This window comes from Litchfieldella anticariensis FP35 = DSM 16096 (assembly GCF_000409775.1).
In the GTDB taxonomy this organism is placed as follows: domain Bacteria; phylum Pseudomonadota; class Gammaproteobacteria; order Pseudomonadales; family Halomonadaceae; genus Litchfieldella; species Litchfieldella anticariensis.
In genome coordinates this window covers 312,297-333,113 of the sequence record NZ_KE332388.1, presented here as the reverse complement: position 1 = coordinate 333,113, position 20,817 = coordinate 312,297, and the positions used below count along the sequence as shown (strand labels likewise).

The 20,817-nt window shown below is 60.0% G+C and carries 20 protein-coding genes; 7 read left to right on the top strand and 13 right to left on the bottom strand.

Annotation, left to right across the window (positions count from 1 at the left end):
• Position 1: 1 nt before the first annotated feature.
• The 4 genes from L861_RS08515 to L861_RS08500 all read right to left on the bottom strand — a co-directional run bounded on the left by L861_RS08515 (position 2) and on the right by L861_RS08500 (position 4,319).
• Complete coding sequence (locus tag L861_RS08515; protein ID WP_016416652.1) at positions 2–1,687, bottom strand: GMC family oxidoreductase; 1,686 nt, start codon at positions 1,685–1,687, stop codon at positions 2–4.
• Positions 1,688–1,790: 103 nt separating this feature from the next.
• Positions 1,791–2,489, bottom strand: coding sequence for a gamma-glutamyl-gamma-aminobutyrate hydrolase family protein (locus tag L861_RS08510; protein WP_016416651.1), 699 nt, complete (start codon positions 2,487–2,489; stop codon positions 1,791–1,793).
• On the bottom strand, positions 2,486–3,490 hold the full coding sequence (locus L861_RS08505; RefSeq protein WP_016416650.1) for an amidoligase family protein: 1,005 nt from the start codon (positions 3,488–3,490) through the stop codon (positions 2,486–2,488). The genes L861_RS08510 and L861_RS08505 overlap by 4 nt, the downstream gene beginning before the upstream one ends.
• 85 nt (positions 3,491–3,575) lie before the next feature.
• Positions 3,576–4,319, bottom strand: coding sequence for a sulfite exporter TauE/SafE family protein (locus L861_RS08500; RefSeq protein WP_016416649.1), 744 nt, complete (start codon positions 4,317–4,319; stop codon positions 3,576–3,578).
• 107 nt (positions 4,320–4,426) lie between these two features.
• Here L861_RS08500 and L861_RS08495 point away from each other — a divergent pair, with 107 nt between their 5' ends.
• The 4 genes from L861_RS08495 (at position 4,427) to L861_RS08480 (ending at position 9,984) form a co-directional block, all read left to right on the top strand.
• Positions 4,427–6,784, top strand: coding sequence for a mechanosensitive ion channel domain-containing protein (locus tag L861_RS08495; RefSeq protein WP_016416648.1), 2,358 nt, complete (start codon positions 4,427–4,429; stop codon positions 6,782–6,784).
• 134 nt (positions 6,785–6,918) lie between these two features.
• On the top strand, positions 6,919–7,911 hold the full coding sequence (locus tag L861_RS08490; RefSeq protein WP_016416647.1) for a LacI family DNA-binding transcriptional regulator: 993 nt from the start codon (positions 6,919–6,921) through the stop codon (positions 7,909–7,911).
• A 217-nt stretch (positions 7,912–8,128) separates the two neighbouring features.
• Positions 8,129–8,908 (top strand): ThuA domain-containing protein, encoded by a 780-nt coding sequence (locus L861_RS08485; protein WP_016416646.1) that lies wholly within the window; start codon positions 8,129–8,131, stop codon positions 8,906–8,908.
• Entirely contained in the window at positions 8,908–9,984 is a 1,077-nt protein-coding gene (locus L861_RS08480; RefSeq protein ID WP_016416645.1) for a Gfo/Idh/MocA family protein, read from the top strand. The genes L861_RS08485 and L861_RS08480 overlap by 1 nt, the downstream gene beginning before the upstream one ends.
• Here the strand turns inward: L861_RS08480 and L861_RS08475 are convergent.
• From L861_RS08475 to L861_RS08440, 8 genes are all read right to left on the bottom strand, one after another.
• Positions 9,944–10,360 carry a hypothetical protein gene (locus L861_RS08475; RefSeq protein WP_016416644.1) on the bottom strand — a complete coding sequence of 139 codons (417 nt, stop codon included), beginning with the start codon at positions 10,358–10,360 and terminating at the stop codon, positions 9,944–9,946. The two genes, L861_RS08480 and L861_RS08475, sit on opposite strands and share 41 nt — an antisense overlap.
• A gap of 5 nt (positions 10,361–10,365) precedes the next feature.
• Positions 10,366–11,217, bottom strand: a complete 852-nt coding sequence (locus tag L861_RS08470) for a DnaJ domain-containing protein (RefSeq protein WP_016416643.1) — start codon at positions 11,215–11,217, stop codon at positions 10,366–10,368.
• A 150-nt stretch (positions 11,218–11,367) separates the two neighbouring features.
• Positions 11,368–11,793 carry a cytidine deaminase gene (gene cdd, locus L861_RS08465; protein ID WP_016416642.1) on the bottom strand — a complete coding sequence of 142 codons (426 nt, stop codon included), beginning with the start codon at positions 11,791–11,793 and terminating at the stop codon, positions 11,368–11,370.
• A gap of 3 nt (positions 11,794–11,796) precedes the next feature.
• Positions 11,797–12,531 carry a purine-nucleoside phosphorylase gene (deoD, locus tag L861_RS08460; RefSeq protein WP_016416641.1) on the bottom strand — a complete coding sequence of 245 codons (735 nt, stop codon included), beginning with the start codon at positions 12,529–12,531 and terminating at the stop codon, positions 11,797–11,799.
• Between the two features lie 37 nt (positions 12,532–12,568).
• Positions 12,569–13,786: a phosphopentomutase gene (locus L861_RS08455; protein ID WP_016416640.1), complete on the bottom strand. Its 1,218-nt coding sequence runs from the start codon at positions 13,784–13,786 to the stop codon at positions 12,569–12,571.
• Positions 13,783–15,126, bottom strand: coding sequence for a thymidine phosphorylase (gene deoA / locus L861_RS08450; RefSeq protein ID WP_016416639.1), 1,344 nt, complete (start codon positions 15,124–15,126; stop codon positions 13,783–13,785). The genes L861_RS08455 and deoA overlap by 4 nt, the downstream gene beginning before the upstream one ends.
• Positions 15,126–15,902, bottom strand: a complete 777-nt coding sequence (deoC, locus tag L861_RS08445) for a deoxyribose-phosphate aldolase (protein ID WP_016416638.1) — start codon at positions 15,900–15,902, stop codon at positions 15,126–15,128. Before deoC ends, deoA begins: the two co-directional genes overlap by 1 nt.
• Before the next feature lie 52 nt (positions 15,903–15,954).
• Complete coding sequence (locus L861_RS08440) at positions 15,955–17,229, bottom strand: NupC/NupG family nucleoside CNT transporter (protein WP_016416637.1); 1,275 nt, start codon at positions 17,227–17,229, stop codon at positions 15,955–15,957.
• Between the two features lie 246 nt (positions 17,230–17,475).
• Between L861_RS08440 and L861_RS08435 the strand changes: the two genes are divergently transcribed.
• Both L861_RS08435 and L861_RS08430 read left to right on the top strand, forming a co-directional pair.
• On the top strand, positions 17,476–18,249 hold the full coding sequence (locus L861_RS08435; RefSeq protein WP_016416636.1) for a DeoR/GlpR family DNA-binding transcription regulator: 774 nt from the start codon (positions 17,476–17,478) through the stop codon (positions 18,247–18,249).
• A 15-nt stretch (positions 18,250–18,264) separates the two neighbouring features.
• Entirely contained in the window at positions 18,265–19,077 is an 813-nt protein-coding gene (locus tag L861_RS08430; protein ID WP_016416635.1) for an alpha/beta hydrolase, read from the top strand.
• Positions 19,078–19,092: 15 nt separating this feature from the next.
• Here the strand turns inward: L861_RS08430 and L861_RS08425 are convergent, their stop codons facing one another.
• Positions 19,093–19,695, bottom strand: a complete 603-nt coding sequence (locus L861_RS08425; protein ID WP_021029145.1) for a class I SAM-dependent methyltransferase — start codon at positions 19,693–19,695, stop codon at positions 19,093–19,095.
• A 246-nt stretch (positions 19,696–19,941) separates the two neighbouring features.
• On the opposite strand from L861_RS08425, the gene L861_RS08420 reads away from it, so the two are divergent.
• Positions 19,942–20,637 carry a CBS domain-containing protein gene (locus L861_RS08420; protein WP_016416633.1) on the top strand — a complete coding sequence of 232 codons (696 nt, stop codon included), beginning with the start codon at positions 19,942–19,944 and terminating at the stop codon, positions 20,635–20,637.
• Positions 20,638–20,817 lie beyond the last annotated feature (180 nt).

Sequence of the window (20,817 nt, the reverse complement as noted above, 5' to 3'; positions counted from 1 at the left end):
ATCACGAAGTGGCTGTCGTCGCCATGTCGTTCACTTGTTGTGGTTGCTGATGACGGCTATGGCGTTCCTCGGTCACCATTTGCGCAGCTTTCTCGGCAATCATCAATGTTGGCGAACAGGTGTTGCCCGAGGTGATAGTCGGCATGATCGAAGCGTCGACGACGCGCAAGCCATCGATACCGTGGACCCGTAGCCGGGCATTGACCACGGCATCGCTGTCCTGACCCATCTTGCAGGTACCCACTGGGTGGAAGATCGTCGTGCCGATATCGCCAGCGGCTCGGGCGAGATCGTCGTTGCTTTCGAGTTCAGGGCCCGGTTTGATCTCTTCGGGACGATAGCGAGCCAGCGCCTTCGAGGCTGCGATGCGTCGGGTCAGGCGAATGGCATCTACTGCCACGCGCCGGTCTTCCTCGGTACTCAGATAATGAGGGTCGATCGAGGGTGCCACCCAAGGATCACGTGAGCGGATATCGACCCGTCCACGGCTTTCCGGCCTCAGGTAGCATACGGAGGCGGTAAAGGCCGGGAAGTCGTGCAGAGGCTCGCCGAAGGCCGGTAGTGACAAGGGCTGGACGTGATATTCCAGATTGGCGCTGGTCTGGCTGGCATCGGAACGAGCGAAGGCGCCGAGCTGGCTGGGCGCCATCGATAGTGGCCCACTGCGCGAGATCAGGTACTCCCAGGCGATGCCGGCCTTGCCCCACCAGTTCGAGGCGATCTCGTTGAGTGTCTTGACGCCCTGGACGCGAAAGATCATTCGTAGCTGCAGGTGATCCTGGAGATTGCCGCCGACGCCTGGCAGTTCGTGGACCAAGGGGATGTCGAGCGAGGCCAACAGACGGCGTGGCCCGATCCCTGAACGCTGCAGAATGGCTGGCGAGCCGATCGAGCCGGCACACAGGATCACCTCGTCGGCATGCATCGCCTGCCAGGCGCCCTTGAGCCGAACCCGTACGCCGGTGGCACGTGGCCGTATACCATCCCGTGAGCCGGACTCGGCGAACAGCAGGCGATCGACCTCGGCACCGGTCACGATAGTGACGTTTGGACGTTTGTCCAGGCCACGCAGGAAGGCTTTGGAGGCGCTCCATCGTATGCCTTTTCTCTGGTTGACCTGAAAGTAGCTGACTCCTTCGTTATCGCCGCAGTTGAAATCATCGACCTTGGGAATGCCGCACTCGCTGGCGGCATCGCGGAAGGCCTCGAGGATTTCCCACTGGAGTCGCTGGCGTTCGACCCGCCACTCGCCACCACTGCCGTGGTGTTCGCTGGCGCCGGCGAAGTGGTCCTCGCTGGCCTTGAACAGCGGTTCGACGCTAGCCCAGTCCCAGCCAGGGTTGCCGAGTGTTGCCCAATGGTCATAATCGCGCGCTTGCCCGCGCATATAGATCATGCCGTTGATCGATGAGCTGCCGCCTAGCACCTTGCCACGTGGATAGCCGAGACTGCGTCCGTTCAGTCCAGGGTCGGCCTCGGTGCGGTAGCACCAGTCGGTACGTGGATTGCCTATGCAGTAGAGATAACCCACTGGGATATGGATCCAGGGGTAGCCATCCTTGCCACCGGCCTCGAGCAGGACCACCCGGTGTGCGGGATCCTCCGAGAGGCGCTTGGCGAGCAGGCAACCGGCGGGGCCGGCGCCGACGATCAGAGTCGTGGTGGTTGCGGGAACGGCTGTGGTCATAGGGAATCGGTCCGCCGCTATGGTGCTGAAGACATTATCGTTGTGTGGATCAGCTTAGAGCAAACCGTGGCCGTGAGAGAGGCGACCATGGTCCAAAGGAAGTTCAAGTGCTTTCCAGTACGGTTCGGGATTGGCTTCGGTGACGCTCGGCGGCTTTGATTAGAGCGCGAATCAGGCGTTGCTGAGGACGATTGAATATCAGCCACTCGGGGTGCCACTGCACACCAAGCAGGAAGTCGTGATCGCGGGACTCGATACCCTGGACCAGGCCATCACGATCGCGGGCGACGATGTCGATGCCACGCCCGGTGCGTTGCACCGCCTGGTGATGCAGGCTGTTGATGCGACACCAGGTGACCGAGAGGATGCGGTGTAGCTTGGTGTCGGCGACGATGTCCACGGTCTTGCGCGGTAGTACCGTCCGGCGCCGCTTGAGTCCTTGGTGGGTAGTGTAGATGTCGCTGTCCAGGGTGCCGCCGAGATGGACGTTGATCAGCTGAGCACCACGGCAGATGCCCAGCACCGGGCAGCCTTGAGGAATGAAGTGCTCCAGCAATCGTAGCTCCAACGCGTCGCGTTGAGGGTCGACACGCACGTCGAGTTGGACTTCGCCACCATAGAGATGTGCTTCGATGTCATCGCCACCACCGATGATCAGGCCGTCGAGGGATCCCGGTGTCGGACGCGAGGGTGACAGGCGCAGGGGACGACCACCATGTCGCCATACTGCCAGCCAGTCGAAGAACCAGGCGATCAGGCTCTTGCGGTCTGAGGTGGTGATGCCGATCAGAGGACGCGTCATTCGTTCATCCACCCGCGTAGCTTGTCCAGCCAGCGTGACATGGGGGATTGCGCGTGATGGGCAAGGTATTCACGAGCTCGAGCGTCGAGCCGGCCAAGGTCGGCGGCCAGACACTCCACTTCCCGCCAGCGATTCCACTCGGTGACCACTCCCCAGTCGGGAACCGAGAGTTGCGCATTGGGTAGGCGGTAGTGGTAGGTCGGACGCGGCTTGACCAATTCATTGGCAAACAACTGGCTGGGGTACTCCGGGCGCAGATAGGCGAACAAGGGAAACAGGTCCAGTTCGCGGTTACGAGTGGGGTTGTACTCGAGATAGTCGGCAATCAGTTCATCCAGCCCAGGGTGGTAGGCGGGGTCGAGCATCTTGATGGCATAGGCCTTGGAAAAATGGTTGGCGTGCGGCAACACTTCTCGGGTGATATCGATGTCGATCTGGTCTCGCAGCCATGCGGCCAACAACAAGTAGGCGCGTAGGTGGGCCAGGATGCTCTCTGGCTCCAGGCTCGGGACCTCGGGATTCAAGTGCAGGCCGAAGCCGTACAGCAGGCTGGCGTCGGTCCCCTTGGCACCATGCTCGCGCAGAGCGTCGAACAGGGCGTCCAACTCACCCAGTTCGTTCCAGGGAATAGGGGGGCAAGCGATTTCGGTGGGCACCAGGCCGGCTACTACATCACCGATCAATTCACGTGTCTTGGTGTGGAATTCGATCCGCAACTGACGGCGCTGCAAATCCCACTCGGTGTCGCTCTTGGGGGGCTTATCGATCACTTTGGTGTCGGGGTGAGCGTATTTGGCATCGAGTTCGATGACGAATTCACCCCACCGGCTATCGGACACCTTGAGGCGATGCGGACTGACCACATGCACATGCCCTCCGAACAGCCGGGTGACGAGCCCTGCGGCATGGTGAGGGGGGATCCCGGCAAACTCGAGTTCCACACCGACTCGCCGGATCTCGCCCGTAGGTGTGTACCCGATCGGGGGCGATTGCGGTTCCATGGCTGACTCCGAAAGCCAAAGTAGGTCAATGCTTTGCAGACTATCATAGCTTAGGAGGTGCTGAATAAATCGACGTGAGGGCTGCCTAACTCAACGCTCGATAGATCAACTGCACACCCACCGTGGCCATGGCCAGGATGATCAGCCGATAGAATAGTCGTTCGTTGACGCGATGTTGCAACCACAACCCGCTGCGAACCCCGGCCCAGGCGATCGGTACCAACAGTAGTGAGGCCCAGGCGCTGGAGATGTTTATCTCGCCGAGCCACAAATAGGGCCCCAGCTTGAGCAGGTTGACGCAGGTGAACGTCACCACGCTAGTGGCAATGAACGTTGGCTTGTCGAGCCCTCGGGGGATCAAGTACAAGTTGACCGGCGGTGCGCCGGCGTGGGCCAGGAAGCTGGTGAAGCCACAGCCGATGCCGGCCGGCCAAGCCCATAGGGGATGGGGTGGGCGCGGGGTCAAAGGTTTGAATAGCATGTAAGCGGCAAACAGGATCGAGATCAAGCCGAGAATCAGGCGCACGGTATCGTCGTCGAAGACGCCGCTAAGCAGGGTGCCGATGATGATACCGATAGCGGCAGCGGGCACCAGGCGTTTGACCTCGGATACCGAATGCCTGCCCCACCAAGCCCGGATACTGAAGACATCCATGGCGATCAACAATGGCAGCAACAAGCCTGCGGCTTCCACCGGTCCAATGGCGATTGCCATCAAGGGAACCGAGAGCCCGCCGAAGCCACCTGCGAAACCACCTTTAGAAATGCCGGTCAGGTAAGTGGAGAAGACGATCAGAGCCCAGGCGAGCAATGAGTAGTCTGGCAGCATGGTGCGACGCGTCCTTGTCCTGAAAAGATGGTGACGAGAGCCGTGTACTGTACCCTGTTCGTTGCCTCGTGAAGACTCTGACTTTGCGCGCCGCTTCGGGAGACCTCATGTTTCAGACGCTTTCATATGCTTGCTCATGGCGTATCGGTATCCGTCACTTGCTCCATTTGCTACTTGGTTTGTGCTTGTCGCTATCGTTGGTCGCGGGGGTGGAGGCCCAATCACTGTCGCTCCCCGACCTGACGGGGAACCAACAATCGGGTAGCGAGCAACAGCAGGGGCCGAAGCCCGACCCCGAGTCGTTGCGGCAGTCGCTCGATGAAGTGATCGCCACTCTGGAAAACTCCGAACGTCGTAGTGCGCTGCTAGAGCGCCTCAAGGAATTGCGAAACGCTACGGCACAGGTGGAAGAAGAGGAGCCGCCGATACATCAAGGGTTGCTTGGCGCCCTGGCCGATACCCTCAGCGATTTTGGTGAGCAAGCCGAGGCCGGCCAGTCACCGTTGGATGACTGGCAGCGTCATTTCAACCAGGCGTGGCAGGAAGCGGTTGCGATCGTCAGCGAGGCAGGATGGGCCGACGTGGTACGCGTGATCTTCGAGGCCTCGGTCATGCTATCGCTGTGGGTTGGCGTGTTGGCTTTCCTGATCCTGGGAGGGCGCCTGATTGCGCAGCGCCAGGGGTGGCCACTGCAATTACCCCGCGAGCCACGCGCCTGGTTGCTCGGCATACATTTCGTACGACGCCTGCTGCCCTGGTTGCTTGCCTTTGCCCTGATGCTGGCCTTGGCGCAGTTCATCGAGCCGGGCCCCGGGCGTAGCCTGGGGCTGGTAGTCGCTTATATCGCCTTTTGTGGGCGTTTGCTGTCGGTGGTCTGCGAGGTGGTCATTTCAGTATTCTCTCGCGGTCACCGCTATGTCGCCGTGGCCTATCTGCGACGGCGTGGTGTACGTCGCCTGTTCGTGATCGGGGCACTGGTGGCCTTGGCCGATGCCTTGGATTCCAGCCGGTTGATCGCATTACTCGGTGACAACTTGGCTGGCTTTCTCTCGATACTGGCCAATGTCCTGGCGGCCTTGATCGCCGGAGCCTTCGTGCTGCGTTTCAAGCGCCCCATCAAGCATTTGATCTGCAATCGTCCCTACTCACAGCGCAAACAGGCCAATACCTTCGATGAACTGGTCTGTGTGCTGGGCAGGCTATGGCACATACCGGCCCTGTTGCTGGTAGGGGCATCGCTGGTGGCGATTTTCGTCTCGATGGGGGATGCCGGTGGAGCCCTGACACGCTCGATCATCTCCGCTGCCTTGCTGGTGGTGACGCTGGTAGTCACCGGTTTGATTCGACGTAACAGCGAAGCCTTGGGGCGACGCAAGCGCATGTCGCAATATCGCAAGCGGCTGGAGCGATTCGGTTATGCGCTCTCACACCTGCTGTGCTGGTTCGTTTTCGCCGAGTTGTCGCTGCAAGTCTGGGGTGGTTCGTTGATTGGCATCGGTCGCCAAGGGGTGGCCAGTGCACAGATCGGCCAGGCTCTGTTGGCTATTGGGTTCACCGTGCTGCTGGCCTGGTTGGCGTGGATCTTTGCCGATACCGCCATTCATCGGGCGCTGATGTCGTCGGCACGAGCACGCGGCGGGCGGGTCAACAGCGCGCGAGTGCAGACTATCACACCGCTGATTCGTAACGTCATTTTCGCCACCATCGTGATCATTGCCGCTATCGTCGGCCTGGCCAACCTGGGGGTCAACGTCACGCCGTTACTTGCCGGCGCCGGTGTCATCGGGCTAGCTGTCGGCTTTGGTGCCCAGACGTTGGTGCAGGACCTGATCACTGGCATGTTCATCCTGATCGAGGATTCGCTGGCCATCGACGACTTCGTCGATCTTGGCGGGTATATGGGCACGGTCGAAGGTTTGACGCTACGTACTGTGCGACTACGCGATATCGACGGCATCGTGCATACCATCACCTTCAGCCAGATCAACTCGATCCACAACATGTCCCGGCAATTTGGCATTGCCCTGATGCGCGTGCGTATTCCCCATGGCATCAAGATCGACGATGCCATCACCCTGATGCGTGAAGTTGCCGAAGAACTGCGCCAGGACCCGATGATGCGCCATCACATCTGGTCGCCACTGGAGATGCAGGGTATCGAAAGCTTCGAAGAAGGCGCGGCAGTGCTGCGCATGCACATGCGTACGGCACCGGTGAAGCAGTGGGACGTAGCACGCGCCTTCAATCTGCGTCTCAAACAGCGTATGGAAGCTGCTGGGATGGACATGGCCATGCCACGCATGTCCATTCAGATGGAAAACCGCACCGGGCAAGAGAGGAAGGACACCGCGTCTGATGACCGAGATACCTCTGGCCGCGCATTGGGTGAAGCCGGTATCGCCGATCCGGAGGGGGATACCAGTCGTAGCGGTGGCTCGCCGGATGCTTCGCCATCCCAGGACTAGCCTTTCGGCCGATCATCGGACGAGAGTGATGCGGTGTGACCATCAAGCGGCAGCAACGCCGCTTTCAAGCTGCAAGGAGAGGGGAAATCGGGCACAATCGTGGCACTCTCTCGTAACATGCATGGCATTCGCCAATGACCAGACACCCTGATGTTCCGGGCCAGCCGGCGAAAAGTGCCACCATCCATGAAATCGCCAAGGCAGCGGGAGTATCGATCGCCTCGGTGAGCCGCGCCTTGAACGGCAAGCCGGGGATCAGCGACAAGCTTCGTCAGCACATCCTGCAGATCAGCCGTGACATCCATTACCAACCCAGTGCTGCGGCACGAGCCTTGATCAGTGGCAAGAATGCCGTGGTGGGTATTTCCCTCGGTCGCCAGGATATCGAGCTGCGCCCCTATTACACCTTGATCTATCAGCACTTGACGCTGGCCTTGCATCGCCAAGGCATGGTGCCGGTCTTCTTCCACCACGACGAGACCGAGTCGTTATCGCAGCGTGCGGGGTCGGCGATCCTGTTATGCAGCATGCCGGACGACGATCGACCGACATGGCTTGCCCGCCACGGGATACCGTTCGTGAGAATCGGTGAACGACAGGCAGGAAGTTTCTCAGTGGCCCCGGACGATCAACATGGTATTTACCTTGCCACTCGGCATTTGATCGAGACAGGGCGTCGCAAGATCGCCTATATGGGCGACGATCTGCAATGGCCCCATAACCAACATCGTCTCAAGGGTTACCTGCAGGCGCTGGTTGAGACAGGGCTGCCCGACTTTCGCATCAGCGTGCCCTTCAACTACGACCCGGGGTTGACCGCTTATCGCCATCTCACCCGTTTGCTGCTGCAGGGGCCACCAGACTTCGACGCCGTCGTTTGTGACAAGGACGAACTGGCCTTGGGCTGCTTGGCTGCATTGGACGATCATGGCATTGCTGTACCCGAGCAGGTAGCGGTGACCGGCTTCGATGATCTGCCGACTCTGGCTGCCCAACTGACCACGGTACGCCAGGATATCGGTCAGATCGCCAGCGAAGCGGTGAGCCTGCTGGGCGATGCCATCGCCGGTGCTTCCCCTCGCCATGTCACGTTGCCGGTCGTTCTGGTTCCACGCCAAACGAGCTGAGCTGCCCGCATTCACGACAGAGAACCACCAAGCGTCTGTTTTTCGCACCAATGGCCATTATCGGCATATGGTTTGCCTTCCCATACTTTGGTTGGATTGACGTGAAAAGTTATGGGTAAACGTTTACTCTCAATGCGTAAGCGTTTACTTTCCACGATATCGGCTATCAAGCAAAGCATACGATATATCCATCAATCACCCTGAAAGGAGAGTCGCGATGACACTCAAGGTCACCGTTTGGGGAGAAAATGTGCATGAACAGACCAACGAAGTGGTTGCCCGAATCTATCCCGATGGCATGCATGCCTGTATTGCTGCCGCTCTGAACGAAGACCCCGAGATCGAGGCTCGCTCGGTGACGCTGCAGGACCCCGAGCACGGCCTCACCGAGGACGTGTTGGAGAACACCGAGGTATTGCTGTGGTGGGGGCATGCCGCCCACGGCGAGGTGCGCGATGAGATCGTCGACCGGGTGCAGGAACGGGTGCTGCAGGGTATGGGGCTGCTGGTGCTGCACTCCGGCCATTACGCGAAGATATTCAAGCGCCTGATGGGGACCACCTGTTCACTGAAGTGGCGGGAAGCCGGCGAGCGCGAGCGGTTGTGGGTGGTCAATCCTGGCCATCCCATCGTCCAGGGGCTGGGGGATTACATCGAGCTGCCGCACACCGAGATGTATGGTGAGCCATTTGCGGTACCCAATCCTGATGAGGTGATCTTCATCAGTGCCTTCGAGGGCGGTGAAGTATTCCGTTCGGGGCTGACCTACAAGCGCGGCAACGGCAAGATCTTCTACTTCCGTCCCGGACACGAAACCTATCCCATCTACTACGACGAGCAGGTCCGCCGGGTGCTGAAAAACGCCGTGAAGTGGGCGCGTCCCGAGGGATCGCGCTGGATTGACAGCTGTCCCAATGTGCCGCCGGAACGAGCGCCGAACCCGGTGACGGCCAAGGGAGAAGGCTTGCACAAGCCAGGAGAGGAGGGATTCCGCTAATGATCAAACTCGCGATCATCGGTGCCGGTAGCATGGCCGGCGAACATGCCAAGCATTTCAAGGCGATCGAGGGCGTCGAGGTGGTGGCGGTCTGCGATCTGGATGGCGATAAGGCGCGTGCCTTCGCCGAGCAGCACGGCATTGCCGAAGTATCTACCGACCTCGCGGCAATGCTGGCGCGTGACGACATCCAGGCGGTGGCCAATGTCACTCCCGACGGCGCCCATAAGGTAACGTCACTGGCCGCCATCGCCGCCGGCAAGCATATTCTGTGCGAGAAACCCCTGGCCACCAATGCCGCCGACGCCGAGGAAATGGCGGAAGCCGCGCGTCGTGCTGGGGTGATCAACATGATCAACCTGAGCTACCGCGATGCCCCAGCGATCCAGCACGCTCGCGATTTGATCGCTTCCGGCGCTATCGGTCGGGTGATGCATGTCGATGCCAGCTACCTGCAGAGCTGGCTGGTGAGTCATGCCTGGGGCCGCTGGGATAGCGACAGTCAGTGGCTGTGGCGGTTGTCCGAGGCACATGGCAGCAAGGGCGTACTGGGTGACGTCGGGGTGCACATCCTCGATTTCGCCAGCTTCCCGGTAGGCGATATCACGCGGGTCAACTGCCAGCTCAAGTGCTTCGACAAGGCCCCTGGGGATCGGATCGGCGATTACGGTCTAGACGCCAACGATAGTGCTCTGATGCGTGTCGAGTTCGAGGGTGGCGCACTGGGAACCGTGCAGGCCACGCGCTGGGCCACCGGGCATCTCAATTCGCTGAAGCTAAGCGTGTATGGTGACAAGGGGGCGGTGAGTGTAGTACTTGACGATGCACGGGATAGGGTACTGACTTGCTTTGACGACGATGTGCATCAGGCGAAATGGACATCGGTTGAGTGTCCGCCGACGCCGAGCATTTACCAGCGTTTCATCACCGGTATCGTGAGCGGCCACAACGACCAGCCCGACTTTGCACGCGGTGCTGCACTACAAAGGGTGCTGGATGCCTGTTTCCTGGCTGATGAGCAGGATCACAGCGTGGCTATCGCAACAATAGATGGCAGAGCGCTATCCCCAGCATGATGCCAACGGCCAGCAGGCCAGCCATCGACCAAGGCCCGCGCCAGCGCTGCCAGCGATTGTGTAGCGTTACGGCGTGGGTCACGCGGCCGATCAACTCGTCGTGTTGCGAGCAGGTGTTGTCCGGCGGCAACGAGAAGTCATTGGCCACGCTGTCCTGCCAGTAACGACCGTGAGTGAGGCCGAGCCGTGCCCGCAGTAGTCCAATGTCGCACAGCGTAGCATGCAGGGCGTCATACTCTTCGCGGCGCGACTTCACACTTAGTACCGTACGCGCATCGGCTTTCAGAGCCGTATGTTCGCAGGCCTCGATGGCCGTGGCGATATCGCTGTCGGAGGCTTGGGGGGTGATGCCCAGACGTTTGTAGAGGTCGCGCATAGTGTTCAGCTTGCCTGCATCAAGTAGTCATAGGCCTTCTTGATCTTCTGAAAGCGCATCGAAGCGTTGGCCACCATCGCCTCTCCTTCGGCGAAGAATCGGTCTGGGTGATGGAGTTGTGCCAGTCGGCGATAGGCCTTGCGAATCTCGCTGCGGCTGGCACCCGGTTCCAGACCCAAAATTGCCAACGCGCGTCGGGTTCGGTCACCGGGTGGTGGCTCTTGTGTCGAGTGGTGGCGATGCTGTCGCTGGGAGCCGCCCGTTCCCGAGCGCTGGTGATGCTGTTGACCGGAAGAGTATCGCTCATGAGAGTGCCGTTCACGAGAGTGCCGGTCTTGGCTGCGCTGGCGTTCTTGCTGCTGGTGCTCCTGCTGTTGGCGATGACGCTCCTTGGCTTGCCAGTAGCCGGTGCGGCTGGGATCGTCGGGATTGGCAAACTCCTTGCCGGCGACTTCAGCAAACAACTGAGCGAACTCGGAAGGCGAAACGCCCAGCAGATCGGCCAGAAAGCGCAGGATATGGTGGTGAGCGCTCGCCAACTTGCCGTCGGCCACCGCCAGGGCGATGACCTGGCGCAGGAAGGGGTAGGCCTGTTCGCCGCAGCAGTCCTTTTGCATTACCTCGGCAGCCAGTTGAATGGCGCCTAGATCCTGCTGTGCGGCGATCTCGATGATTGGCTCGAGCTCATGACCATGCCGGAAATCACGTGCCAGTTCAGTCAGGCGCCGTCGGTCGGCATCGGCAAGATGTCCCTTGCTGGCCAACACCCAAGCCAACAGCAACAGGCCCGCGGTGTCGGCCTGGTTGCGGCTCTTCAATAGCAGCAGTTCGAAGGGTGAAAACCGAGCGATGGGCATTCCCTGGCTCCGCGACAGGTATCTCTGTTGTTGTGGCTAGCGCTAGCAATGGTCGCCCCGCCGGAGAACGAAGGCAAGTCCCATAAAGTATCGGCGTTCTCTGGCCGGGCTTTAGGACGGGAGCAGGAGGGGGCGATAGCGCCTGTCGTCTCAAGGTCGCATTGGCGAGGACTGGCCGAGGTTCTCAGGCCCGAAGGAGTCAGGCAGCAGTTCGTCCATGCTATAGCTCTTGAGCCATTCGCCCTGTGCATCGAGCACATGGATTTGCGTCTCCGGCGAGGCGAATTCGCGGATTCGTTGGCGGCAATCGCCGCATGGCGTGCATAGGTGCTCGCCAGGGCCGATCACGTAAAGTGCCGTGATGGTTTGTTGGCCGCTGGACACCATGGCGGCGATGGCCGAGGCTTCGGCACACAACCCCTTGTAGTTGGCGATTTCCACGTTGCAGCCATAGAAGATCTGGCCGTTGCCACTTTCCAATGCCGCGCCTACCGGATGATGGGAGTAGGGCACGTAGGCGTTGTCGCGTACGGCGAGAAGCCGTTGGCGAATGTCGTTGGGGATCGGGTATGTCATGGGTCAACCCTTGCTGCGACTGGTGGAATCGTCACGCAGTATCGCTTCAAACGTCACTTCCATCATCTCGTTGAACGTATTCTGGCGTTCGTCCGAGCTCAGTGCTTCGCCACGCAGGATATGGTCGGACACCGTGCAGATGGTCATCGCGCGGGCACCGTATTCCGCTGCTACGCCATATAGTCCGGCAGCTTCCATCTCGACGCCGACGATGCCATAGCGCTTCATGAGTTCGAACAACTCGTGCTGTGGCGAATAGAACAAATCGGCCGAGAACAGGTTGCCGACCTTGAGTGGAATGTGCCTCTCCCGGGCCACGCTGACCGCATGGCTGACCAGGTCGAAATCGGCAATGGCGGCGAAATCGTGACCCATGAAGCGCGTGCGGTTGACCTTGGAATCGGTGCTGGCACCGAGTCCAATTACCACGTCGCGGACCTTGACATCGTCGCGCACCGCACCGCAAGAACCGACACGAATCAATGTCTTGACGTCGTAGTCGGTGATCAATTCCTTGGCATAGATGGACACTGAGGGAATGCCCATGCCGTGGCCCATCACCGAGATCTTGCGACCCTGATAGCGGCCGGTGAAGCCCAGCATGTTGCGGACCCGGTTGACTTCCCGGACATCGGTCAGAAAGGTGTCGGCGATGAACTGTGCGCGTAGTGGGTCGCCAGGCATCAACACGGTATCGGCAAAATCGCCTTTATCTGCCTGAATATGTGGCGTCGCCATGGGAAACTGACTCCTGTCGATTGAGTAATGGGTCGTGTCACAAAAAACTGCAGCCGTAGTCCATGGAGCTCAGTGCGAAGTGGTTGGCCAGCGACTGGCCGATATCGGCGAAGGTCTCGCGCATGCCCAATGAACCAGGCTGCAGCCCGCCGCCAATGGCCAATACTGGAATATGTTCCCGCGTATGATCGCTGCCGTGCCAGGTTGGGTCGCAGCCATGGTCGGCGGTGATGATCAGTAGATCGGTTGGTGCGAGGCGTTCCAGCAACTCCGGCAGGCGTGCATCGAAGGCTTCCAGTGCCGCGGCGTAGCCGGCGATATCGCGGCGATGGCCGTAGACCATATCGAAGTCGACGAAGTTGGTCATGACCAGGGTGTTGTCGCCGGCTTGCTCGAAGGCGTCGAGGGTGGCGTCGAACAGGGCGTCGTGGCCGCTGGCCTTGACCTTTCGAGTGATGCCGCAGTGAGCGTAGATGTCGGCGATCTTGCCGATCGACACTACGTCACCGCCTTTTTCGTCGACGAGCTTTTGCAACACCGTGGGTGAGGGCGGTTCCACCGAATAGTCGCGCCGATTGGCGGTCCGCGAGAAACTCGTGGCGTTCTCCCCGGTAAAGGGGCGAGCGATTACCCGCCCGATATTGTAAGGCTCGAGTAGGCGCCGAGCGATCTCGCATAGCCGATAGAGGCGCTCGAGACCAAAGGTATCTTCATGCGCGGCTATCTGGAATACCGAGTCTGCGGAGGTATAGACGATTGGCTTGCCGCTGTGCACATGCTCTTCGCCGAGACGTTCGATGATCGTGGTACCCGAAGCATGACAATTGCCAAGTAACCCGGGCAGTTCGGCTTCTCGAATCAGTGCGTCGAGCAACTCGGGCGGAAAGCTCGCCTCCTTGTCCTTGAAATAGCCCCATTCGAACAGCACCGGTACTCCCGCGATCTCCCAGTGGCCAGAGGGGGTGTCCTTGCCCGAGGAAAGTTCGCGGGCATGGCCATAAGCACCATTGATGGTGGCCGGTACCTCAACCCCTGGTGCCCAGCTACCAGTGCTCGCATGGTGGGCATGAAAAAGCCCCAGACTGGCCAGGTTGGGCAGCGAAAGTGGGCCTTGTCTGCCAATGTCGGCTTCCCCCCGAGCACAAGTCTCAGCGATATGACCCAGAGTATCGGCTCCGGCATCACCGAAAGCCTCGGCATCCGGTGTGGCGCCGATGCCAAAGGAGTCCAAAACCAGAACGATGGCACGTTTCATATGGCCTCCCCAGCATGGGTAATAGGACGAATTACATCGTGAACCAGAGTCGGGGGCGTTGCCCTGGAATCGCTGATGACGAAGGTGTCATGTATCTGTTGGGCAGCACGCTCGGCATCGGCTTCGGTGCGGGCATGCACCAACGCTAGTGGCCGTTCGCTGTCCACGGCCTCTCCAATGGCAGCGACGTGAGCCAACCCTACGGCGTGGTCGATGGTGGCACCGGACTTCAGGCGGCCGCCGCCGAGTTCGACTACCGCCATGCCCAGTGCCCGAGTGTCCATGGCTTGGACATGTCCTGGCTGGTTGGCATGCACCGCGCGCACGATGGGTGCCTGGGGTAAATAGCGTTCACGGTGAGCGAGAAAGTCCCCAGGCCCTCCGAGCCCAGCGACCATGCGCTCGAAACGTTCAGCGGCAGCGCCAGAACTTAGTGCCGAATCGAGCCGTTCGAGTGCCGCTTCGCGTGAATCAGCCAACCCTCCCGCAAGCAGCATCTCGACCGCCAGTGTGCGAGTGACTTCGAACAGGCGCCCGTCATGACGTTCACCGGTCAGTAGCGTTGTGGCCTCGTGGACTTCCAGGGCGTTGCCGGCACAGCTTGCCAGCACCTGGTTCATGTCGGTTAGCAGTGCCGTGGTTGGGGTGCCGGCACCATTGGCGACAGTGACGATGGCCTCGGCCAATTCTCGTGAGGCGGCATCGGTAGGCATGAAAGCGCCGCTACCGGCCTTGACATCCATGACCAGTGCCTCGAGGCCACAGGCCAGTTTCTTGCCAAGGATCGAGGCCACGATCAGGGGAATGGACTCCACGGTGGCGGTGACGTCACGAATGCTATAAAAGCGCTTGTCAGCGGTGGCCAGGTTACCGGTCTGGCCGATGATCGCCACTCCGGCATCTCTGACCAGGCGGCGGAAGGTGGCGTTGTCCGGTGAGACATCATAACCGGGAATCGACTCCAGCTTGTCGAGGGTGCCGCCGGTATGACCCAGGCCACGCCCGGAGATCATCGGTACGTGGCCGCCACAGGCGGCGACCCAGGGGCCGAGCACTAGCGATACCACATCGCCCACACCACCAGTGGAGTGCTTGTCGAGTACCGGGCCAGGCAGGTCTAGCCCGCGCCAATCGAGCACTTCGCCGGAGTCGCGGATAGTCGTGGTCAGCGCCACTGCTTCGTCAGCATTCATGCCGTTGAGGAATACTGCCATGGCGAAGGCGCCGATCTGGCCGTCGCCAATGCTGTCATCGGCAATGCCGGCGACGAATTGGCGGATCTGCTCGCCGCTGAGCACCTGGCCGTCGCGTTTACGGCGAATGATCTCCTGCGGCAACATCAGTAGCCTCCCGATGTCGGGCGCGTACCCGCTTCGACTCCTAGAGTGGCGAGCAGGTTGCCAAGTAGTCCCGAGGCACCAAAGCGGAAGTGTGCCGGGGTGAGCCAGGTTTCTCCCATCAGCCGGGTGGCGAGGTCGAGATAGGCCTTGGCCTCCTCGGCGGTGCGCACGCCACCGGCGGCTTTGAAGCCGACGTCTCGGCCACTGTCGCGGATAGTGCTCAGCATGATCTCGGCAGCCTCCAGGGTCGCGTTGACCTCGACCTTGCCGGTGGAAGTCTTGAGGAAGTCGGCGCCACCGGCGATGGCCAGCTCGCTGGCCTGGCGGATCAACTTGGGTTGTTTCAATTCACCGGTTTCCAGAATCACCTTGAGCGGGCGCCCGCCACAGGCCGCCTTACAGGCCTCGACCAACGCTTGGCCCATGGTCGTATCGCCAGCCATCAACGCATGATAGGGGAAGACCACGTCGATCTCATCGGCGCCCAAGGCCACGGCTTCGCGCGTCTCGTGGACGGCCTGGTCGATGTCGTCATCACCGTGAGGAAAATTGGTGACGGTGGCGATTTTTACAATACCGCCGAGCCCCAGCAACTCGAGTTCGCTCCGCGCCCTGGCAATGAATGGCGGATAGATGCAGATCGCAGCGGGAGAGCCCACTGGTGTTTTCGCCTGGCGACACAGTGCAACGATACGCGCATCGCTGTCGTCGTCGTTGAGGCTGGTCAGATCCATCATCGCCAGGGCCTGGCGTGCGGCATGCTGCAAATCGGTCATGGCTGTTACCACTGTTAATGAGCTTGGCGTGAGTGGGGTGATGTATCAAGTGTCAGCCGCCCGAGGCGGTCAGGGCAATGAAGAACCCGGCGATCGTCGCCGACATCAGGTTGGACAGCGTCCCGGCCAGTACGGCCTTGATGCCATAACGGGCGATATCGTGACGGCGGCTGGGGGCGATGCTGCCCAGGCCGCCCAACAGGATGGCGATGGATGACAGGTTGGCGAAGCCACACAGCGCGAAGGAGAGTATCGCTGCGGTATGCGGTGTCATCGCCTCTCCGGTCGCTGCCACCATCTGTTCACCGTCGATGTAAGGGGCCAGGTTGATGTAGGCCACGAACTCGTTGACCACCAGCTTCTGGCCGATGAAGGAGCCGGCCAGTGTCGCTTCCTCCCAAGGAATTCCAAGCAGGAAGGCCAGCGGGGCGAACAGCCAACCGAGCAGCATCTCGAGACTCAGGTTTTCCATGCCGAACCAGCCGCCGACACCGCCCAGGATGCCGTTGATCAAGGCGATCAGGCCAATGAAGGCCAACAGCATGGCGCCCACGTTGGCCGCGAGTCTGAGGCCTGAAGAGGCACCGGCCGCTGCGGCATCGATCACATTGGTGGGATGGTCTTCTTCCTCGATGCGCTCTCTGGCATGGGCGATGTCGTCATCGGGGGTATCGGTTTCGGGCATGATCAGCTTGGCGAACAACAGACCACCAGGTGCCGCCATGAAGGAGGCGGCGACCAAGTACTCCATGGGAATGCCGAGCGCCGCATAACCTGCCAGTACCGAGCCGGCCACCGACGCCAGGCCACCACACATCACGGCAAACAGTTGCGATGATGTCATGTTGGCGATAAAGGGGCGTACCACCAGCGGGGCTTCGGTCTGGCCAACGAAGATATTGGCGGTGGCCGACAGCGACTCGGTGCGCGAGGTGCCCAGTGCCTTTTGTAGCGCCCCACCCAATAGGCGAATGATCCACTGCATGATGCCCAGGTAATAGAGCACCGCGATCAGCGACGAGAAGAAGATGATCACCGGCAGGACATTGATGGCGAACACGAAGCCTATCTGTTCGTTATCGACCAGCCCACCGAACAGGAAGCCGACACCGTCGTTGGCGTAGGCCACCACCTGACTGACCCCGTCGGAAATGGCCTTGAGTACTGCCTGGCCGAAGGGCACATAGAGCACGAAAGCGCCGATGCCTGCCTGGATGGCGAAGGCGCCTGCCACGGTGCGCAGCCGAATGGCGCGCCGATTGTAGGAGAAGATGATGGCGATAAGGATCAGCGTCGCCATCCCTACCAAGCTCATGATGATGGTCATGGGGAACCTCGTTGTTTGTCATTGTTTGCCCGGTTCGCCTCGGGCACTCGATCTCTGTGAAGTGAAAAATATAACATCAAGTGTTATATTTCTAACATTTTGTGGCTCGACTAAGCATTCGGGTCTGCCTATCCCTTGTATTGCCCATGGGTGGATATTCCCCGTTGAGTGGCGCAGCATGAAAAGGCAAGCAATTGATGGGCATAGGGTTGTGTCGAGAGGGCAGCGAAATGAGAGGGCAAGGCCATGAACAGCCGTAGCGCCATGCGCTTGGCGCGTCTGCAGGAGGCCCTGAGTCGCGGTGGAACCATTCATCTATCCGAAGCGGCACGTCTGTGTGGTGTCTCGGAAATGACCATTCGCCGTGATGTGGTCGCAAGTGAAGGGACCATGACACTGCTTGGTGGGCGGCTGGTGATGGCCGACAACCCGCAATATGCCCCTGCCTACAATCTTGATGAGCAACGGGATAGCCACTATCTGGCCAAGCAGCGCCTGTGTCAGTGTGCGGAAGCTTTCATCGAGGATGGTGACACGCTGTTCGTCGATTGCGGCACCACCTTGATGCCATTGGTGTCTTCCCTGGCTGGTGACAAGACACTGACGGTGGTGACTTACGCGCTGAACGTTGCCAATGCCGTCAGTCGGTTACCTCATGTGCGACTGGTACTGCTCGGCGGGCTCTATCATTCGAGCTCGCAGTCTTTTGGCAGTGACGACATGGCCGGGGCGATTCAGCGGTTGGGGATCAACAAGGCGTTCATTTCGGCGGCGGGAGTCCATGTCGAGCGAGGGGTGAGCTGCTTCCACTTCCATGAGGTGGCTCCCAAGCGGGCAGCCATCGAAGCCGCCGGCAAGCGCATTCTGGTTGCCGACGACAGCAAGTTCGGCGTCATTCGTCCGGCTTACTTCGCGCAGCTCGATGAATTCGATGTCGTCGTCACCAATGGTGGTGTCGGCGAGCGTTTGAGCCGCCGGCCATCGGACGACACGACGTTGCCTCGCATCATGGTGGCTTGAGTGAGCCGGGCTCTCATGGCGATCGTCATTCTGGCCCTGTCATCCCAGGCGCAAGCCGTCGATCGTGAGGCTACCGTATGCGGGGTAATCAAGGAACGTTTCTGCTTCTGGCAGTGGAGCCGGATGGCGCCATCACCCGACCCGGCGCGGGTAGCCGGGCTCGAGCACGTGGAAGTGACAACCTTCGTTACGGGCGACAATAAGCGACTGGCCGGCTACCGCTATGCTGCTTACGACAATCTGAGCGAGAAAGGCAAGCCGCGTGGCTACGTACTGATGGCCATGGGCAATGCCATGGTAGCCGACATGATGATCCAGCATCTGGGCGATTTCGCCGCTGCCGGCTTCGATACCTATGTATTCGACTATCGTGGCTATGGCAACTCACAAGGACGCCGACGGATCAATGCCATCATCGAGGACTACAAGGAGATTGTCGCCGCGCTCAACGAGCGCTATCCGAGCGCGCGGCTGTATGGGACTTCCCTGGGCGGGGCGGTGATGATGAATGTGATTGGCAGCGGTGTCGATTTCGATCGTGCGGTGATCGATGCCAGCCCCAGCCGCTTTTCCCCTTTCGGCTGTCCGCGCCGCATCGATCCGGTCGAACATCTCCCTGACGATGCCAGCCGGCTGCTGGTCATCACCGGTCAACAGGACTCGGTGCTGAATGCCGGCATGACCCGTGAACTGCGTGTCGAGGCCGAGAAGCGGGGTGCTACGGTAATTGATGGAGAAAGCTATGATCATCCATTCATGGACCGGTCAGAGGTGCATCGTGAACGGATGGAAAGAATCGAGCGGTTTCTGTTAGCCGAGCTGTTGTGATGCCAGTTGCGTTTCTCAGGGCACGCAGTAATAGAGCTGTGCCGGCAAAACGTTGAGTGGCTCGAAACCATGCCGGACTTCCGAGAATACATTCTGGAGATGCGGCAATACCTTGGGTGAGAACTGATAGATCAGCAAGGCCCCGCTAGGGGATAGTACCTGATGGGTGCTGCGCAGCACCGCCTCACAGATGGGTGTCGGCATGGTGCTGAAGGGAATTCCCGCGATCACGTAATCGGCACTCTCGAGTTCGCGCTCGACGAGAGTATCGCAAATGTCGGCTGCCGAACCATGAACCACTTGTAGCCGAGGATCGGGGAGAGAGTCGTGCAGGAAAGCCACGAAGTCCTGATTGGTTTCCACCACCACGAGTAGCGCGTCGGGATGCATGCGGCGTAGGATCTCGCGGGTAATGGTGCCCACACCGGGGCCGTATTCGACGATCACACGGGCACGAGCCCAGTCGACCTGGTCCAGTAGCCGCCTGACGAGAAAAGGGGAACTCGGGATGATCGAACCCAGCATCCTGGGGTGTTTGAAGAAGTTTCTTGCGAACAGCGACCACTGGTTACGCTGGGATGGCTCGGGCTTCTCTGACGTGCGCGACTGAAAATCCATAGACCACACCCTTTGTCCGAATATGAAGACGTTTTCTCCACTCTAGGTCACCGGGGAGCACTGGGAAAGGGCAAATACTTGAAATGGCGAAACTTCGCCTTTCCTTCAAAAAACTGTCCTCGATCAAGGTGGATCGTCGAACGTCTTGCTAGATTGATAAACAGGAGCGGAATTGAGGTCGCCGCCGTGCGCTGCCCATGCCATTGTCCGGTCGCTTTGTCGCGACGATCACCGGGAGACATCGCCATGCAAGCTGTAGACGTCATGACCCCCAACGTCATTACGGTAACGCCCGATACCGAGGTGCGAGAGATCGCCCGACTGTTGCTCGAGCACCGTATCAGTGCTGTGCCGGTGGTCGATACCGACCACAATGTGTTGGGTATCGTCAGCGAGGGCGATCTGATGCGTCGCGTGGAGAACGAGACCGACAAGCGCCAGTCATGGTGGTTGAGGTCGATCTTTGCCGGTGAGAGCCGGGCCAGCGACTACGTCAAGACCCATGGTCGCAAGGCACACGAGATCATGACTACCGAGTTGGTGGTAGTGGGCGAGGATGAGCCCTTGTACAAGATCGCGACGCTGCTCGAGAAGCACCATATCAAGCGCGTACCGGTGGTTCGCGATGGTCGATTGGTGGGTATTGTCAGTCGCGCCAACCTGCTGCGGGGCTTCGTGGCAACCACCCCGGATGCCGGCGCCCAGATGACGGTGGACGATCGTGAAATCCGCGATGCTATCCTCAAGGAGATCAACGACAACACCGGGCTGACGTTCGATCGCGTCAATGTCATCGTGCAGGACGGCGTCGTGCAGCTATGGGGCCTGGTGGAATCCCAGGATGAAAAGAGTGCGGCGGAGGTTGCCGCCGAGAATACCCCCGGTGTCAAGCGGGTGGAAAACAATCTGGGCTTCTTGCCGCTGGGCATGAGTAGCGTCTGATTTCACTCGTTCACCAGAGCAAGAACGACGGGGCGGCTGAAGAGCCGCCCCGTCGTTTTTGCGAATCGTTCACGATGGTATGGCTGCAATTGCTGTCCTTGTCGAAGGATAACGGACTATCTGCGACAAAACGCCCTGCGACAAAACGCCTCTTCCCATCATGGCATCCCATGCCGACAA

Bases quoted from the DNA above. Each gene is read 5' to 3' on its own strand.
- L861_RS08420 (WP_016416633.1), top strand. From the start codon at position 19,942: ATGCAAGCTGTAGACGTCATGACCCCCAACGTCATTACGGTAACGCCC.
- L861_RS08515 (WP_016416652.1), bottom strand. From the start codon at position 1,687: ATGACCACAGCCGTTCCCGCAACCACCACGACTCTGATCGTCGGCGCC.
- L861_RS08495 (WP_016416648.1), top strand. From the start codon at position 4,427: ATGTTTCAGACGCTTTCATATGCTTGCTCATGGCGTATCGGTATCCGT.
- L861_RS08510 (WP_016416651.1), bottom strand. From the start codon at position 2,489: ATGACGCGTCCTCTGATCGGCATCACCACCTCAGACCGCAAGAGCCTG.
- L861_RS08485 (WP_016416646.1), top strand. From the start codon at position 8,129: ATGACACTCAAGGTCACCGTTTGGGGAGAAAATGTGCATGAACAGACC.
- L861_RS08435 (WP_016416636.1), top strand. From the start codon at position 17,476: ATGAACAGCCGTAGCGCCATGCGCTTGGCGCGTCTGCAGGAGGCCCTG.
- L861_RS08425 (WP_021029145.1), bottom strand. From the start codon at position 19,695: ATGGATTTTCAGTCGCGCACGTCAGAGAAGCCCGAGCCATCCCAGCGT.
- deoA (WP_016416639.1), bottom strand. From the start codon at position 15,126: ATGTTGCCGCAGGAGATCATTCGCCGTAAACGCGACGGCCAGGTGCTC.
- L861_RS08440 (WP_016416637.1), bottom strand. From the start codon at position 17,229: ATGACCATCATCATGAGCTTGGTAGGGATGGCGACGCTGATCCTTATC.
- L861_RS08475 (WP_016416644.1), bottom strand. From the start codon at position 10,360: ATGCGCGACCTCTACAAACGTCTGGGCATCACCCCCCAAGCCTCCGAC.
- L861_RS08455 (WP_016416640.1), bottom strand. From the start codon at position 13,786: ATGAAACGTGCCATCGTTCTGGTTTTGGACTCCTTTGGCATCGGCGCC.
- L861_RS08470 (WP_016416643.1), bottom strand. From the start codon at position 11,217: ATGCCCATCGCTCGGTTTTCACCCTTCGAACTGCTGCTATTGAAGAGC.
- deoD (WP_016416641.1), bottom strand. From the start codon at position 12,531: ATGGCGACGCCACATATTCAGGCAGATAAAGGCGATTTTGCCGATACC.
- L861_RS08490 (WP_016416647.1), top strand. From the start codon at position 6,919: ATGACCAGACACCCTGATGTTCCGGGCCAGCCGGCGAAAAGTGCCACC.
- L861_RS08500 (WP_016416649.1), bottom strand. From the start codon at position 4,319: ATGCTGCCAGACTACTCATTGCTCGCCTGGGCTCTGATCGTCTTCTCC.
- cdd (WP_016416642.1), bottom strand. From the start codon at position 11,793: ATGACATACCCGATCCCCAACGACATTCGCCAACGGCTTCTCGCCGTA.
- L861_RS08430 (WP_016416635.1), top strand. From the start codon at position 18,265: ATGGCGATCGTCATTCTGGCCCTGTCATCCCAGGCGCAAGCCGTCGAT.
- L861_RS08505 (WP_016416650.1), bottom strand. From the start codon at position 3,490: ATGGAACCGCAATCGCCCCCGATCGGGTACACACCTACGGGCGAGATC.
- L861_RS08480 (WP_016416645.1), top strand. From the start codon at position 8,908: ATGATCAAACTCGCGATCATCGGTGCCGGTAGCATGGCCGGCGAACAT.
- deoC (WP_016416638.1), bottom strand. From the start codon at position 15,902: ATGACCGATTTGCAGCATGCCGCACGCCAGGCCCTGGCGATGATGGAT.